Genomic DNA, 15,554 nt, shown 5'->3' with positions numbered 1-15,554 from the left:
TCAATTACTGGTTGCCAGCTCCGGTACATCGACGACGTCGCTCATGAACCACCTGCTCGCCGCCGCGTAGCATCCGATCGCGACGATCTGTGCCACCGGAACAATCAACAGCGCCCGCCCCAGTGACATCGCACCCATGCCCGCGCTCAGCGCATCGCTGATGACACCGGTCAGGAACGGGCCGGCGGACCCGACGATGGCGCCGAAGAAAAGGAACACCGCCGACGCCGTCGCGCGCTGTTCGACGCGAACCAGCCGTTGGATCGCCGCGATCGACGGCGCCATATAGGCGGTGCCGACGACATAGCTCATCGCGATGAACAAAATGCACAGCGTCCGGTCTTGCACCAGGAACGCCAGCGCCGAAAAGGGCAGCAGCGCAGCTATCATCACCCCCACCAGCCAGAGCAACCAGCGGGGATCCCTGGCCGACAGGCGATCTGCTATCCGGCCGACGACCAAAAGGCCGACGATCCCCGTCAGACCGCTCGCAATCCCGTATTGCACACCGACCTCACCCAGCGACATTCCCCTGGTGCGGACCAGGTATGCCGGAGCGAACGCCGTCAGCGAGTACCCCGCGAACGAAACACCTGCGCCGCCCGCGACGATCATCAAAAACGCGGGCTTCCTCAGCAGGTCCCACGGGTTACCCGATGCCACCTCACCTTGCGCAGGCCGGGCGGGCATTTCCTGGCGGCGCCCCAAGACCAGCAGCACCAACGGGGCGAAAAGCACGCTGATCACACCCATCACCACGAAAGTCGTTCGCCAGCCCAGCGACTGGGCCAGCAGGCCGCCGCCGATCAGGCTCGCGGCACTGGCGAACGGGATGGCCAACGTGATGACGGCCAATGGGGCGGCGCGACGTTCGGGTACGAAGTTTCGTGCCACATAGGCGTGCGCGGCCGGGGTGCTGCCGGCCTCGCCGATCGCGACGCCGACGCGGGTGAGCACGAGTTGGAACCCCGACTGCACGGCGCCGCCCAATATCGTCATCCCACCCCACAGCGTCAGACATACCGAGACCACCAGACCGAAGGCGCCCCGGTCGGCGATCCGGGCGATCACGATGCCGATAACGGCGTACACGACCAGAAACCCGAAGCCGTTGATGACCCCGATCATCGTGTCCGACAACGCCAGGTCCCGCTTGATCGGCTCGGCCAGCACCGCAGGCAGGAAGCGGTCCGCGTAGTTCAGCGTGCCGACGATCGCGAGCAGTACGACCGCCGCCCATGCGCGGCGTGGCTGATGACGTTGCAGCATCCAAGGAGCGTCGCATGATTGGCCCACGGCCACATGTGGTGTAGAAGGTAAGCAATGGCCGACGCAGCATTCTGGATTGCTTGGGGGATACCCACGCCCGGACGTGAACCGCAGGCGCTCGCGCTGCTGCGAGACACCACGGGCTACCTCGACCGCCTGAGCCAGGACGGCAAGATCGAGCGTTTCGACATTGCGATCCTCAAACCGCAGAGCATCGAGTTGGGCGGTTTCATCCTGATCCAGGGCTCGGAGGCGCAAATCGACGCGCTGCGTCGCGACGACGACTTCCAGGTGTGGCTGAACCAGGCCCAGCTTGTCGCCGACCGGGTCGGGATCGTGGATGCCTGGGTCAACGACGGGCTCACCGAAGCCACCGACCTCTATGAGCAGGCCCTGCGCGAGGCCGGCATCACCCCGTAGCGCCGGGCGGCGGCGTCGACGACGTCGAACGCCACCGATGCGGGATCGGCGCCCTCGGCGCCGCCGGTGCCCACACACGGGTGCGCGCCGGCGAATCCGTCACGAGATGCACGTTAACGCGGAGAAGTGCGAGTAGAGACATCGCTAACGTGCATCTCGCGGTCCACAATTTAGCTGTACGGGCTTGACGTCATTGCTCGGCATCTAAGCGGGTGAACAAAAGCCCATCAAGATCAGTGCCAAAGAGTCTCATGTGGTTTCTGAGACATTCGCCTCTTTTGCTGTGATCATCTCCGAGGTTCGCTTTAATGCCCATAGCGCAAACGCTCGGGGGAGAAGTAACTGGAGGACAAGCACCATGGGAGCCGCAGCTCATATCGGCCGGGTCGGGGGACTGGCTGTCGCGTTGGGAGTCGGTACGGCAATCGCCACCGGACACGGGGTGGCGCTGGCCGACGACGGTGCCGGCGCGACCGCAGCCTCGTCGTCGGCTGAGAGCGCGTCGAGCCCCGCCGAGGCCAGCGAGACGTCGCAGAGCACCGAGGCACCGTCGCGGACCGACTCGACAGCCGATGAGACCTCAGACGAGACGTCCGACACGACGACGGGCGTCGTACAGGCGCAGACCAATACCGGCACGTCACCCGCCGCCGAGGACACCGAGGACGAGGAGGCTGACGAGGCCGACGTCGAAGACCCGGAGACCGACAACGCAGAGGAGGTCGACGAGGACGAAGAACCGTCCGCCACCTCCGAGACGCCAGACCCTGAGCCGACCGCCCCCGAGGATGACGCGTCCACGTCGTCGTCGAACTCAGCGGACTCGTCGAAGTCGAAGTCGAAGTCGAAGTCGAAGTCGAAGTCCGCCAGTGCGGCGCCGACCACCTCGGCCAAATCACCGACGGCCACGCCCGCCACGGCCACATCCCGCACCGTCGCGTCGCTCGACGACCCGGCGTCAGCGGTCCGGCGCACCGAAGCGGTCGCCCAGTTCGTCGATGCGCGGGTGCTGGCTGCGGCCTCGCCGATGATGATGTCGCCGAAGATGGCCGCACAGTCGACCGACGTCACGGAGGTAGCCGCGCCGGCCCCGCCGGAGGATCTGCTCGCAACAGTGACGACCGTGGTCTCCAGCGTGGTCAACTGGGTGCTGAACCCGCTCGCGGGTACGGCGCCGACGGCGCCCACCCAGCCGATGTTCATGTGGGGCCTGCTCGCGTTCGCGCGCCGTGAGTTCGAGAGCTTCCTCACCGGTTTAAGCGGACAGACTTCGGCCGAATCGGCTATCGCCGCCCTGCCCACCACCAGCCTTGCCCTGGCCGCCGCGGCAGCCAACCCACGGCCGGGCTTTCCGAGGCCCGGTCAGCAGCTCAGCGGGTCCACCAAGTTCATCGACTGGGTCACGGGTAACTACCCGACGAACAACACCGCCGACCGGTTCGGCGTGTGGGGCACCGATGTCGGCGTCATGTGGGACAACGGCATGGTCGACGACCCGGAGACGCCGTGGAACGAGAACCAGGTGCTCATCGCGGTCGGCGACACGTTCAGCGGTCCCAACATGTCCGGAATATGGCGGCTCAACACGCTTTTCCGCAGTTCCGACGACGACCTTTCGGACGGCATGACGATTCCGGACGGCGAATGGTTCAACGGCAACATGTTCGGCGGTGCGCCGCTATCGAACCCCACGTTCGCCAGGCAGATCATCCATCCCGCCCCGGGGTTGCCGACCGGGGTGACGCTCATCCCGACTGCAGGCATCGCACTTCCGTCGGAAGGCACCCAGTTCGGCGTCACCCAGTACGTCAGCTTCATGTCGGTGTCCCAGTGGGGTTCACCGGGCCGGTGGACCACGAACTACTCGGCGATCGCGTATTCGACCGACAACGGCGAGAACTGGACCGTCGCACCGACTTCGGTGCGCTACAACGACCCCTGGAGCGGTCACAAGAACTTCCAGCAGTCGGCGTTCGTGCGAGGCGATGACGGTTACGTCTACGTGTACGGCACGCCGAACGGCCGTCAGGGCGCCGCACATCTGGCCCGCGTCGCCGAGGAGGACATCCTCGACGTCAGCCAGTACGAGTACTACAACAAGGGCCAGAAGGGCTGGTTCTGGAGCACCCCGGCCGGATGGTACAAGAACGATCCCGGCAAGGCGACCGCGGTGTTCGGGGTCGACAAGGGCGCCTGCGGAGTCGCCAAGGTGGGCAACCAGGTCAGCGAGATGTCGGTTCAGTACAACGAGCATCTCGGCAAGTACGTTGTGCTGCACGGTGACCAGTTCAACAATATCGTGATGCGCACGGCCGACCGCCCGGAGGGGACGTGGTCGAGCGCGAAAATCCTGATGGGCCAGCAGAACGGCGGCATCTACGCGCCGATGATGCACCCCTGGTCGCCGTCCACGCAGGGTACAGGTTCGGAGCTGTACTGGAACCTGTCGCTGTGGTCGGAGTACAACGTGATGTTGATGAGTACCGACCTCGACAAGGTGTAACCCGATGCGTGGCAGCGTTATCGCACTGGCCGCGGCGGCGACCTTATTGGCCGTACCCGCCGTCGCATCCGCGAATCCCTCTGAGCCGCAACCGAATACGCCATGCCCAAGCGACTTGGCCAACGTCGCCACCGTACCGCAGGACGCCCGTATGCCGTTGACCTGCCACGACGGGCAATGGCAGGCCGTCACCACCCCGCAACCGCCCAACGACAGGTGGTTGAGCTACGGGCCCCCGATAACGTTGCGCGGACAGGGCAAGCGCAACCCTCAAGTCGCTTCGGGCAGCTGGACGGGGACGCCGCAAGATCCGGACAGCCGGTGTAGCGCAGTGCTGTCGGATGTGGTCAGCGCCGGTGTGGTCGGACCCGCCCAGGAGGCCGAAAGCCAGCCCGGCCAACCGCTTTCGATCACGGTGCCGCCGAGGATGTTCGAGGCCACGCTCAGCGGTGAATGCCTGTGGGAGAAAACGGACTAGTTCACCGGCACGTCGAGGACGCGATGGTTGGCATGGGCGTCGGGGGCGTCGAAGTGCCACCACTCACCCGAGTACACCGAGAGCCCACCGATCTTCATCGCCTCGCGTAGCCGGGCTCGATTCTGCTGCGCGGCAGGCCTGACGCCCTCGGTCGCATACGCGTTGGCGCGCGGTGCGAAGTCGTCGAAGTCGGTGCCCATGTCCACGTACGCGCCGTCGCGCGCCAATGTGACGTCGACCGACAAACCGGCCTCGTGGCTGCGGGCGTAGGGTCCCGGCCGCGCCACCCAGCCCGGATCCGAGACCACGTCATACATCCGCTTCTGCACCTCGCGCGGGCGGTAGCAGTCCCAGAACACCAGCACGTCGGGCCGCAGCGCCTCGGCCGCCGCGGCAAGGCCCGCCGCAATCGACTGATGCACCAGACATCGCGCGTCGGACGGATAGAGCTGTTGGCCGACGAAGTTGTTCGGCGTCGCGTAGCGCAGGTCGATCACGGCGTCCGGCACGGCCGTGCGCACATCGACCAGACCGGCCGCCCGGGCCGCTTCGGAAACCGGCGGCACCGGCTGCTGCGGTGACGCGGCGGCCACCGCAGGCGTCGCGCATGCCACACCCACCGCGGCCAACGCTGTCACGACCCGTCGCATCGATACCTCCTACGCAGCAACCAGGTTAGCCCGCTTTGCATTTGCACAGCGGACGCGCGCATCCGCGGCATACTCATAGCGTGCGTGACGTACTCGACCAACTGCTATCGGTCTGGAAGGCGGGCGGCACCGCCGGGGTCGCCACCGTCGTGCGCACCATCCGGTCGGCACCGCGTCCACCCGGCGCCACGATGGTCGTCTCCCCCGACGGCACGGTCGCGGGTTCGGTGTCCGGCGGCTGCGTCGAGTCCGCGGTGTACGAACTGGCCAACGAGGTCGTGGCCTCGGGCCGCCCGGAACTGCAGCGCTACGGCTTCAGCGATGACGACGCGTTCGCCGTGGGCCTCACCTGCGGCGGCATCATCGACATCTTCGCCGAGCCGATGTCGCGCGACAATTTCCCACAGTTGCAGGCGATCGCCGACGACATCGCCGCGCACCGCCCGACCGCCGTCGCGACGGTCATCACTCACCCCGACCCGCAGGTCCTCGGTCGCAGGCTGGTCATCTCGTCGGACTCGGCCGACGGTTCGCTGGGTTCGGCGCGCGCCGACGCCGCCGTCACCGACGACGCGCGCGGACTGCTCGCGGCGGGGCGGACCGCGGTGCTGTGCTACGGCCCCGACGGACAACGCCAGGAGTCCGGGATGGAGGTGTTCGTCGCCAGCCACGCCCCGCGGCCACGGATGCTGATCTTCGGGGCGATCGACTTCGCCAGCGCGCTCGCCGCGCAGGGCGCGCTGCTCGGCTACCGGGTGACCGTGTGCGACGCGCGTGCGGTGTTCGCGACGCCTGCCCGCTTCCCCGCAGCCGACGAGGTGATCGTCAAATGGCCCGACAAGTATCTGGCCGAGCAGGCCGAACAGGGCGCCATCGACGCGCGCACGGCGATCTGTGTGCTCACCCACGACCCGAAGTTCGACGTCCCGGTGCTGCAGGTCGCGCTGCGGCTACCCGAGGTCGGCTACATCGGGGTGATGGGTTCACGGCGCACCCACGACGACCGGACGGCCCGGTTGCGGGAGGGCGGGGTAACCGACGCCGAACTGGACCGGTTGGCCAGTCCGATCGGGCTCGACCTGGGCGCGCGCACGCCCGAGGAGACCGCGGTGTCGATCGCCGCGGAGATCATCGCCCAGCGGTGGGGCGGCGGCGGGCGCCCGCTGACCGAGACGACGGGTCGCATCCACCACGACGGATGAGACAGATCATCCGATAATGTCGTTCTCGTCTTTCGGCATTTTATTTACCGCAGTAGGATAACGAGACTCTTCAAGCCGTCGGATTGGAGCGCTAGCCGTGGCTTCCCCCGCAGGAGGAACCGTCGCGACCCGGTATGCGGGCACCCGCCTCGCACGTGTCGAGGACAATCGACTTCTCACTGGTCACGGCACATTTGTCGACGATGTGATCCGACCGGGCATGCTGCACGTGTGCTTCGTGCGCAGCCCCTTCGCGCGGGCGCGTATCAAGGGCATCGACGCGTCCGCGGCGCTGGCCATGCCCGGTGTGCATGCGGTGTTCACCGCCGCCGACCTCAACCACGAGGTCAAGGAGGCCTGGCATGCGGTGGCGGGCAAGGATATGCCCGACACCCCGCGCCCGCCGCTGGCCGAGGGTGAGGCGAAGTTCGTCGGTGACCCCGTCGCGCTCGTCGTCGCCGACAGCCGGTACCTCGCCGAGGACGCCGTCGAACTGGTCGACGTCGACTACGAACCGCTGCCTGCGGTCGCCGACTTCCGCAAGGCGATCGGCTCCGACGTGATCGTGCACGAGGCCTACCCCGACAACGTCGCCGGCGGGATGGGCGGTGCGCCGCCCGACGAAGAGGTGTTCGCCAACGCCGCATACGTGGCCGAGGCCGACATCTATCAGCAGATCCACGCGCCGGTGCCGATCGAGACACGCGGCCTGGTCGTCGAATGGGCGGCGTCCACCGGCGAGTTGACGATGTGGGCGTCCACGCAGACCCCGCACGAGCTGCGGGCGTTCTGCGCCCGACTGCTCGGCATCCCCGCGCAGAACGTGCGGGTCATCATGCGCGACACCGGCGGCGGCTTCGGGCAGAAGGTCGTACCGATGCGCGAGGACATGTGCATCATGTTGGCCGCGCGCAAGGTGACCGCGACGTCGAACGCGCCATCGGGCACAGGGACGTCGGGCGTAGCGCTGAAGTGGATCGAGGACCGCCGCGAGAACCTGATGTCGGCCGGGCAGGCCCGCCACGTCGACGGCAAGGCGCGCATGGCGTTCGACGAGGACGGCAAGATCCTGGCCGCCGACATCGACTTCACCTACGACGTCGGCGCCTATCCGACCCCGTATCCGGTGCTGACCACCGCCGCCGTCGGAATGTTCTTTCCCGGGCCGTACCGGGTGCCCAAGGCCAGCTTCAACTACAAGACGGTGTTCTCCAACACCGCGGGCCTGCACGCCTACCGCGGCCCGTGGCAGTACGAAACCCTGGCTCGGGAAATACTTTTCGACATCGCCGCACGCCAAATGGACATCGACCCGGTCGAGTTGCGCCGACGCAACATCCTGCGCGGCGACGAGATGCCGTACGTCAACCCCAACGGCATGCCCTACGACCACGTCGCGCCGGCGGACACCTTCGAGCAGGCCGTGAAAATCCTTGACCACGAAGGCTTTCGCAAGGAGCAGGCCGACGCGTTGGCCGCGGGCCGCTACCTCGGCCTGGGCTTCTCGGCCTACATCGAGCCGACGGGTGCGGCGACCGGTCACCTGGCCACCGAGGGCGCCACCATCCGGATGGAGCCGACCGGCAAGATCAACGTCTACGTCAACGGCGGCTCCACGGGTAACAGCCTGGAGACCACCGTCGTTCAGCTAACGGCCGACGCGCTCGGTGCCGACATCAACGACGTGTCCACGATCCAGGGCGATACCGCGGTCACCCCGTACGGCGCAGGCACCCAGGGCAGCCGCAGCGCGCCGATGACGGCAGGCGCCGTCGACGAGGCAGGCGCGATGTTGCGCAGCCAGATCCTCGCCATGGCCGCGCCGCGTCTCGAGGTCGACGAAGCCGACATCGAGCTCGCCGGGTCCCGCGCGGTCGTGCGCGACAACCCCGACAAGAGCGTGAGTTTCGCCGAGCTGGCGTACCGCGCGTACTACGAGCCCCAGCAGTTGCCGCCGGGGGTGTCCGCATCACTGGAGGCGACCGCGCGGTTCACCTCGGAGGCGCCCATCCACTGGGCCAACGCCACGCATGTCTGCTCCTGCGAGGTCGACGTGCAGACCGGACGGGTCACGTTGACGCGCTACATCGTCAGCGAGGACGTCGGTCCGATGATCAACCCCAACGTCGTGGAGGGCCAGATCGCCGGCGGCACGGTGCAGGGCATCGGCGGTGCGCTGCTCGAAGACATGGTCTACGACGACGACGGAAACCCCCTGTCGTCGACGTTCGTCGACTACCTGCTGCCGACGGCCACCGAGGTGCCCGTCATCGAGTACGGCCACGTCGAGATTCCCGGCCCGGGTGTCGGCGGATACAAGGGCTGCGGTGAGGGCGGCGCGATCGGGTCGACGCCCGCGGTGATCAACGCGATCAACGACGCGCTGGCACCGCTGGGTGTGACGCTGACCAAACTGCCCGCCAGCCCCGCGGCGATCGTCGACCTCATCGAACAAGCCACGAAGTAAGGGAGAGAATGGAACTGAACAACGAGTTCCGCGTCGCGGTGCCCGCCGCGAAGACGTGGGAGTTCCTCACCGACGTCGAGCGGGTCGCGCCGTGTCTGCCCGGTGCGACCGTGCTGTCCGTCGACGGCGACGAGTTCACCGGCAAGGTCAAGGTGAAAGTCGGCCCGATCACCGTGTCGTATCAGGGCGAAGCGGCGTTCGTGGAAAAGGACGCCGCAGCGCAGCGGATGGTGCTGAAGGCCAACGGTAAGGAGACCAGGGGCAACGGCAACGCCGCGGCCGTCGTCACCGCGCAGCTCAAGAGCGAGGGCTCCGGCACCCAACCTGCAACCAGCGTGCTCATCAACACCGACCTGACCATCTCCGGTAAGGCCGCACAGTTCGGCCGGGGCGTACTCGCCGATGTGGCAGGCCATCTGATCGCACAGTTCGCCAACAGCCTGGAGACCGAGCTGCTCGGCGGCGCCGCCCCCGTTGCTGCTGCCGAATCATCGACTCCCACAACGGATGCCGCATCAGGTGCCGAACAGGGCGACGTCATCGACTCCCTGGCACTGGCGAAGGCCGTGGCACCGGGGATGGCCAAGCGTTACGCCCCGGCGGCCGGCGCGCTCGCGGCGGGTGTGCTGATCGGGTTCCTCGTCGGCCGCAGGCGCAACCGCGCCGGCGCCACCGAGGATCTGCAAACCCTGTTGGCCCGGCTGGTCTCATGAAGCCCGCCCCGTTCGCCTACCACCGGGCCGAATCGGTGAAGGATGCGGTGGAGATGCTCGCCGAGTACGGCGACGACGCCAAGGTGCTCGCCGGCGGGCAGAGCCTGGTGCCGATGCTGGCGATGCGGCTCACCCACTTCGAGCACCTCGTCGACATCTCCCGTATCGACGAGCTGCGCGGCATCGACCTGGTGGACGGCGCGGTGCGCATCGCCGCCGGCACCCCGCACTCCTATGTCGGCATGGATGACGAAGTGGCCGAGTCGGTTCCGCTGTTGACTCTGGCCACACCGCACATCGGCCACTTCCAAATCCGTACCCGCGGGACGCTCGGCGGGGCGATCGCCCACGCGGATCCGGCCGCCGAGTACGCGGCGGTGGCGCTGGCGCTCGACGCCCGGATGGATGCGGTGTCCCCGACCGGATCCCGCGAGATCGCCGCCAAGGATTTCTTCACCGGGCTGTGGGAGACCTCGCTGCAACCCGCGGAGATCCTGACCGCCGTGCACTTCCCGGTCTGGGGTACGCGCTCGGGTTTCGCGATGGAGGAGTTCGTGCGCCGCCACGGCGACTTCGCGATCGCGGGCGCGGCCGTCGCGGTGGAACTCGACGACGACAACCGGGTGAACCGCTGCGGCATAGGGCTTCTAGGCCTCGGCTCGACACCGCTGCGCGGCTCACCGGCCGAAAAGGCGATCACCGGCCGACCGGTCAGCGAAATCAGCGCCGACGAGATCGGCGGACTCGCCCTGTCGGGTATCGACGAGATTCCGTCCGACCTGCAAGGTTCGGCCGCCTACCGCGCCAGAATCGGCGCGACGATGGTGGCGCGCGCCTGGTCCAAAGCCACTACGGAGGCATTCGATGCATGAGCAACCGGTCGAATTGACGGTCAACGGACGCACGTACCGCGCCGTGGTGGAACCACGCCTGACGCTCGCGGACTTCCTGCGCGAGAAGTGCGGCCTGACCGGGACGCATCTGGGCTGTGAGCACGGAGCGTGCGGTGCGTGCACGGTGCTGCTCGACGGTGACGCGGTGCGGGCGTGCCTGGTCTTCGCCGTGCAGGCCGAGGACACCGAGGTGACGACGGTCGAGGGTATCGCGGGTCCCGACGGTGAACTGTCGCCGGTGCAGGCCGCGCTGCGGGACTGCCACGGGCTGCAATGCGGTTTCTGCACACCGGGATTCGTCACGAGCATCACGGCGCTGCTGCGCGAGAACCCCAAGCCCACCGACGACGAGATCCGCGAAGGGCTGTCGGGCAACTTCTGTCGCTGCACCGGCTACCAGGGCATCGTCAACGCCGTGCGCCGCGCGGCGGAGATGAGCTAGGTTCCCTACTCCGCCGAGCGTGCGGTTGTGTCACGCTCAAGCGCCCGCAAGCGTGCGTCAATCCCACGCTCGCGGGAGTAAGGATCGCGGGAGTAAGGGCTAGCCGCAAGGGTTAGGAGACCACGCCGCGCAGCCCGTCGGCACCGAAGACCGGCTCGAGCATCGCCGACATGTCCGGTCCGCGGCGCAGGCCGTGGCCGCCGTCGACGTTGATCACCTGCCCGGTGATCCAACCGGCCGCATCGCTGAGCAAGAACACCGCCGCGTTCGCGATGTCCTCGACCTCACCGACCCGCGGCAACGGCGTACACGACGCGTAGTCGGCGCTGATTTCCGGTGAACTCATGATGGGCTCCACCAACTCGGTGCGGATCAGCCCGGGCCGGATGCAGTTCACCCGCACCCACGACGGGCCCAGTTCGTCGGCCGCCAGCATCATCAGATGGTCCACGGCCGACTTGCTCACACCGTAGGCGCCGAACCACCGGTGGGTGTTGCTGGCCGCGATCGAGGAGATACCGATGAACGATCCGCCGCCGCCGCGCACCATCTCGCGGGCCGCGTGCTTGAGCATGTACATGCTGCCGTTGACGTTTAGGTCCACCGTGCGCCGCCACGCCTCGGAGTCGATCTGGGTGATCGGGCCGATCGTCTCGCTGCCGCCTGCGCAGTGCACGACGCCATACAGTCGCCCGGTCCATGCCGTGGCGGCCGCCACCACGCGGGCCACTTCGTCCTCATTGGTGACGTCGGCGGGTTCGTAGCGCACCGCACCGGTGCGGTCGGCGGAGAGTTCCTCGGCCGCGGCCGCCAGCCGATCGGCGTTGCGGCCGACCAGCATCGCGTTGCCGCCGGCGGCCAGCACCCCGGCCGCAACACCCTTGCCGATCCCGCTGCCACCACCGGTGACCAGTACCGTTTGACCCGCCAATGACACCGCAGACTCCTTCGCTGATCTAACTAGAACAAGTCCCAGTTATACGTCACGGCTCGTCCCGGCGGGCGGGCTTGGGTGCGCCCAACGTGCGCCAGTCCGGAACGTTGGGCGGCAGCCCGACCGGATAGCGATTCTCGTTGTGCGCCGCCCAGTGCGCGTGCCCCAGTTCGTGAATGTGGAAGGCGTGCCGCAGGGCCTCGGTGAAGCCCATCGCGTCGGCTGCGGCGTTGACCGAATCCTTGACCAGCAGCGCCGCCATGGTAGGACGTTCGGCGATGCGCCTGGCGAATTGCAGCGTCTTGTCCTCGAGTTCGGCACGCGGGAACACCTTGGAAACCATGCCGAGGCGGTAGGCCTCCTCGGCGTCGATCGAATCACCGGTCAGTAGAAGCTCTTTGGCCTTACGCGCACCGAATTCCCATGGGTGCGCATAGTATTCGACGCCGGGCATGCCCATCCGGACGGCGACGACGTCGCTGAACTTCGCGTCGTCGGAGGCGACGATCAGATCACACGCCCAGACCAGCATCAGCCCCGCCGAAATCGCGTTGCCCTGCACCTGCGCGATGGTGATCTTGCGCAAATCACGCCAGCGGCGGGTGTTTTCGAAGAAGAAGTGCCACTCCTGCAGATAGGTCCGCTCGGCGATCGCCGGCCGGGTGGCACCGAACGCCTGAAACGTCGGATGTTGATCCGGCCCCGGTGTGCGCTCGAGCATCGCCTCTTCGGAACCGAGATCATGGCCAGCGGAAAAGTTCTTGCCGCGCGCGGCCAGGATCACCACCCGCACCTGGTCATCGGCCTCTGCCCGGGCGAATGCCTCGTCCAATTGCACCAGCAATGTGCGCGACTGGGCGTTCTGCGCATCGGGCCGATTCAGCCAGATCCGGGCGATCTGGCCGTCCTCCAGTGTTTCGTATGTGACCTGCTGGGACGCACCGTCAACAGCGGGTTTCGCGCTTGTCACGCAGACCACCTCGTTCGCTCTCGTTCGACTACGTGCACATTACGGTGCCTGTCGACGGCTTGTTTCGGCGGCTTCGCTCGAAATCCCAGGCGCCACTTAGCAAGCTCCGCGACGAACTACGCAAAAGCCACAAGCTCTCTAGAATCGCGAGATGACTTCATCGTTGGCCGTCCGACGGCAGTTCGTGATCGGCGTGTTCATCCTGGCGGCGGCCGCCGCGCCTGTCGTCGCGGCTCAGTCCGCGCCGCAGGCCGGTAATCCGCTGGCTGAATGCACTTCGGGGGAAGAGTCCGACACCTTCACCACCACGTGCGTGCCGTTCATGGTGCCCAAATCGCCACCGCTGTTCACCACCACCGCGGCCAATCCCGACGTGCCCGAGATCGACGGCATCCCCTGCATCGGGCACAACGGCGGAGGATGCATCGGTTTGGCCGAGGACGCGGAGATGGAAGGCCCGCCCGCGCAGCCGAAGGTCACCATCAGTTCCAGCCCGTAGCTCCCGTAAGTTGTGCAGAAAGCTCGCGGCTTCCATAGAATCTTGCCGACGACGCGATTGATCACCACAGAAAGCGTGACGATGGCAACCTTTCAGCTTTCAGCTCGACGACTGCTCCTTGCCGGTGGCTTTGCCGTCGCTGTTGCCGCCGCGCCAGTGATGGCCGTCGTTGCAGCGCCCGTGCCCACCATGACCCCGACCGCCCAGGACTGCCCCTCCGGCGAAGAGGCCGACCAGTTCACCGGCGTGTGCGTCCCCCATACCGTGCCTAACGCCGGTTCGCCGTTCACCACCACCGCGGCCAACCCGGACGTCCCCGAGGTGTTGGGTGTCCCCTGTCTCGGGCACAACTCCGGAGGGTGCATCGGCCTGGCCGAGGAAGCCGAAGCCATGACGGTGACGCCGCCACCGGATCCGGTGGTCGGCCACAGCCCGACGGTGACCGGCCATAGTCCCTGAGCAGCGGTGACGGCCGCGCAGCTAGAGTTGTCCTATGGCTGCTAAATCTGACCACTCCGAGCTCGGCGACGTCGAGCCGCTCGCCGACAGCACCGCGCGCCAAGCGCGGCGGGTTGTCGCCGCGTACGCAACCGACGCCGACGAGTGCCGGGTCTTTTTGTCCATGCTCGGTATTGGGCCCTCGAAGCTCGAGGCGTAAGTGAGTCCGCAGGCCGGCACGGGGAACTCTGACTTCGTCGTGGTGGCCAACCGGCTGCCGATCGACATGGAACGGCTGCCCGACGGCAGCACGACGTGGAAGCGGAGTCCGGGCGGTCTGGTCACGGCGTTGGAGCCGTTGCTACGAAGCCGTCGGGGCGCGTGGATCGGCTGGCCCGGCGTGCCCGACGCCGACGAAGATCCGATCGAGCAGGACGATATGGTCCTGTACCCGGTCACGCTGTCGGCCCACGAGGTCGCCGAATACTACGAGGGCTTCTCCAACGCCACCCTGTGGCCGCTGTACCACGACGTCATCGTCAAGCCGATCTACCACCGCAAATGGTGGGACTCCTACGTCGAGGTGAACCGGCGCTTCGCCGAGGCCACCGCCAAGGCCGCGGCCCAAGGCGCCACCGTGTGGGTCCAGGACTACCAGCTCCAGCTGGTACCGAAGATGCTGCGCACGCTGCGGCCCGATTTGACCATCGGCTTCTTCCTGCACATTCCCTTCCCGCCGATCGAGCTGTTCATGCAGCTGCCGTGGCGAAGCCAGATCGTCGACGGCCTGCTCGGCGCCGACCTGGTCGGCTTCCATCTGGCCGGCGGCGCACAAAACTTCCTGATCCTGGCCCGACGCCTGGCGGGTGCCAGCACGTCGCGCGGCTCGATCGGTGTGCGAGCGCGCTTCGGTGAAGCCCAACTCGAGGACCGCGTGGTGCGGGTCGGCGCCTTCCCGATCTCCATCGACTCGGCCTCGCTCGACCAGCAGGCGCGCAGCAAGGCGATCCGCAAACGCGCCCGCGAGATCCGCGCCGAGCTGGGCAACCCGCGCAAGATCCTGCTGGGTGTCGACCGGCTGGACTACACCAAGGGCATCGACGTTCGACTGCGGGCGCTCGCCGAACTGCTCGCCGAGAACCGGGCCAGCCGTGCGGACACCGTGCTGGTGCAGCTGGCGACCCCCAGCCGCGAACGCGTCGAGAGCTACATCGAGATGCGTGAAGACATCGAACGCCAGGTCGGGCACATCAACGGTGAGTACGCCGAGGTCGGTCAGCCGATCGTGCACTATGTGCACCGGCCGGTCCCCCGCGATGAGCTCATCGCGTTCTTCGTGGCCGCCGACGTCATGCTGGTGACCCCGCTGCGCGACGGCATGAACCTGGTCGCCAAGGAGTACGTCGCCTGCCGCAGCGATCTGGGCGGAGCGCTGGTGCTCAGCGAGTTCACCGGCGCCGCAGCCGAACTGCGTCAGGCCTACCTGGTCAACCCGCACCACCTCGAGGGCGTCAAGGACGCCATCGAGGAGGCGTTGACGCAGACGTCCGAGGAAGGTCGACGGCGGATGCGGGCCCTGCGCCGCCAGGTGCTCGCCCACGATGTCGACCGCTGGGCGCGGTCGTTTCTCGACGCGCTCGCCGCCACGAACACCAACGCGTGACGGCGGTCCGGCC

The 15,554-nt window shown here is 67.2% G+C and carries 16 protein-coding genes; 12 read left to right on the top strand and 4 right to left on the bottom strand.

The genetic code is table 11. From position 1 onward, the window contains the following. Nucleotides 1-1,269, bottom strand: a complete 1,269-nt coding sequence (locus ABQE44_RS00575; RefSeq protein WP_448394790.1) for a spinster family MFS transporter — start codon at nucleotides 1,267-1,269, stop codon at nucleotides 1-3. A gap of 54 nt (nucleotides 1,270-1,323) precedes the next feature. On the opposite strand from ABQE44_RS00575, the gene ABQE44_RS00570 reads away from it, so the two are divergent. From ABQE44_RS00570 to ABQE44_RS00560, 3 genes are all read left to right on the top strand, one after another. Continuing rightward, nucleotides 1,324-1,689 (top strand): hypothetical protein, encoded by a 366-nt coding sequence (locus tag ABQE44_RS00570; protein ID WP_448394789.1) that lies wholly within the window; start codon nucleotides 1,324-1,326, stop codon nucleotides 1,687-1,689. A 358-nt stretch (nucleotides 1,690-2,047) separates the two neighbouring features. After that, entirely contained in the window at nucleotides 2,048-4,192 is a 2,145-nt protein-coding gene (locus tag ABQE44_RS00565; protein ID WP_448427750.1) for a glycoside hydrolase family 183 protein, read from the top strand. Nucleotides 4,193-4,196: 4 nt separating this feature from the next. Further along, entirely contained in the window at nucleotides 4,197-4,670 is a 474-nt protein-coding gene (locus tag ABQE44_RS00560; RefSeq protein WP_448394787.1) for a hypothetical protein, read from the top strand. On the opposite strand, the gene ABQE44_RS00555 is transcribed toward ABQE44_RS00560, so the two are convergent. Then, nucleotides 4,667-5,320, bottom strand: coding sequence for a M15 family metallopeptidase (locus tag ABQE44_RS00555; protein ID WP_448427748.1), 654 nt, complete (start codon nucleotides 5,318-5,320; stop codon nucleotides 4,667-4,669). The genes ABQE44_RS00560 and ABQE44_RS00555 overlap by 4 nt on opposite strands. Before the next feature lie 80 nt (nucleotides 5,321-5,400). On the opposite strand from ABQE44_RS00555, the gene ABQE44_RS00550 reads away from it, so the two are divergent. The 5 genes from ABQE44_RS00550 to ABQE44_RS00530 all read left to right on the top strand — a co-directional run bounded on the left by ABQE44_RS00550 (nucleotide 5,401) and on the right by ABQE44_RS00530 (nucleotide 11,037). Further along, nucleotides 5,401-6,522 carry an XdhC family protein gene (locus ABQE44_RS00550; RefSeq protein ID WP_448427746.1) on the top strand — a complete coding sequence of 374 codons (1,122 nt, stop codon included), beginning with the start codon at nucleotides 5,401-5,403 and terminating at the stop codon, nucleotides 6,520-6,522. Between the two features lie 97 nt (nucleotides 6,523-6,619). Continuing rightward, entirely contained in the window at nucleotides 6,620-8,989 is a 2,370-nt protein-coding gene (locus ABQE44_RS00545; protein WP_448427744.1) for a xanthine dehydrogenase family protein molybdopterin-binding subunit, read from the top strand. Nucleotides 8,990-8,997: 8 nt separating this feature from the next. After that, a complete protein-coding gene (locus tag ABQE44_RS00540) occupies nucleotides 8,998-9,702 on the top strand; it encodes an SRPBCC family protein (RefSeq protein WP_448427742.1) in 705 nt (234 codons plus the stop codon). After that, a complete protein-coding gene (locus ABQE44_RS00535; RefSeq protein WP_448427740.1) occupies nucleotides 9,699-10,574 on the top strand; it encodes an FAD binding domain-containing protein in 876 nt (291 codons plus the stop codon). Before ABQE44_RS00540 ends, ABQE44_RS00535 begins: the two co-directional genes overlap by 4 nt. After that, nucleotides 10,567-11,037, top strand: coding sequence for a (2Fe-2S)-binding protein (locus ABQE44_RS00530; RefSeq protein WP_448427738.1), 471 nt, complete (start codon nucleotides 10,567-10,569; stop codon nucleotides 11,035-11,037). The genes ABQE44_RS00535 and ABQE44_RS00530 overlap by 8 nt, the downstream gene beginning before the upstream one ends. Before the next feature lie 112 nt (nucleotides 11,038-11,149). Here ABQE44_RS00530 and ABQE44_RS00525 read toward each other — a convergent pair whose 3' ends face one another. Together ABQE44_RS00525 and ABQE44_RS00520 are read right to left on the bottom strand one after the other, a co-directional pair. Then, nucleotides 11,150-11,974 (bottom strand): SDR family oxidoreductase, encoded by an 825-nt coding sequence (locus tag ABQE44_RS00525; RefSeq protein WP_448427736.1) that lies wholly within the window; start codon nucleotides 11,972-11,974, stop codon nucleotides 11,150-11,152. Between the two features lie 46 nt (nucleotides 11,975-12,020). After that, a complete protein-coding gene (locus ABQE44_RS00520; RefSeq protein WP_448394779.1) occupies nucleotides 12,021-12,941 on the bottom strand; it encodes an enoyl-CoA hydratase in 921 nt (306 codons plus the stop codon). A gap of 151 nt (nucleotides 12,942-13,092) precedes the next feature. Between ABQE44_RS00520 and ABQE44_RS00515 the strand changes: the two genes are divergently transcribed. From ABQE44_RS00515 to ABQE44_RS00500, 4 genes are all read left to right on the top strand, one after another. Continuing rightward, entirely contained in the window at nucleotides 13,093-13,440 is a 348-nt protein-coding gene (locus ABQE44_RS00515) for an intersectin-EH binding protein Ibp1 (RefSeq protein ID WP_448394778.1), read from the top strand. A gap of 81 nt (nucleotides 13,441-13,521) precedes the next feature. Continuing rightward, the gene (locus ABQE44_RS00510) at nucleotides 13,522-13,899 is read left to right on the top strand and encodes a hypothetical protein (RefSeq protein WP_448394777.1); all 378 of its coding nucleotides are present in this window, start codon (nucleotides 13,522-13,524) and stop codon (nucleotides 13,897-13,899) included. 34 nt (nucleotides 13,900-13,933) lie between these two features. Beyond that, entirely contained in the window at nucleotides 13,934-14,098 is a 165-nt protein-coding gene (locus ABQE44_RS00505; protein WP_109747019.1) for a hypothetical protein, read from the top strand. Next, nucleotides 14,099-15,541 carry an alpha,alpha-trehalose-phosphate synthase (UDP-forming) gene (locus tag ABQE44_RS00500; protein ID WP_448394776.1) on the top strand — a complete coding sequence of 481 codons (1,443 nt, stop codon included), beginning with the start codon at nucleotides 14,099-14,101 and terminating at the stop codon, nucleotides 15,539-15,541. The last annotated feature ends 13 nt before the right edge of the window (nucleotides 15,542-15,554 follow it).

The sequence above is a fragment of the Mycolicibacterium sp. XJ2546 genome, assembly GCF_053483195.1.
This window is presented reverse-complemented; position numbering and strand designations above follow the sequence as displayed.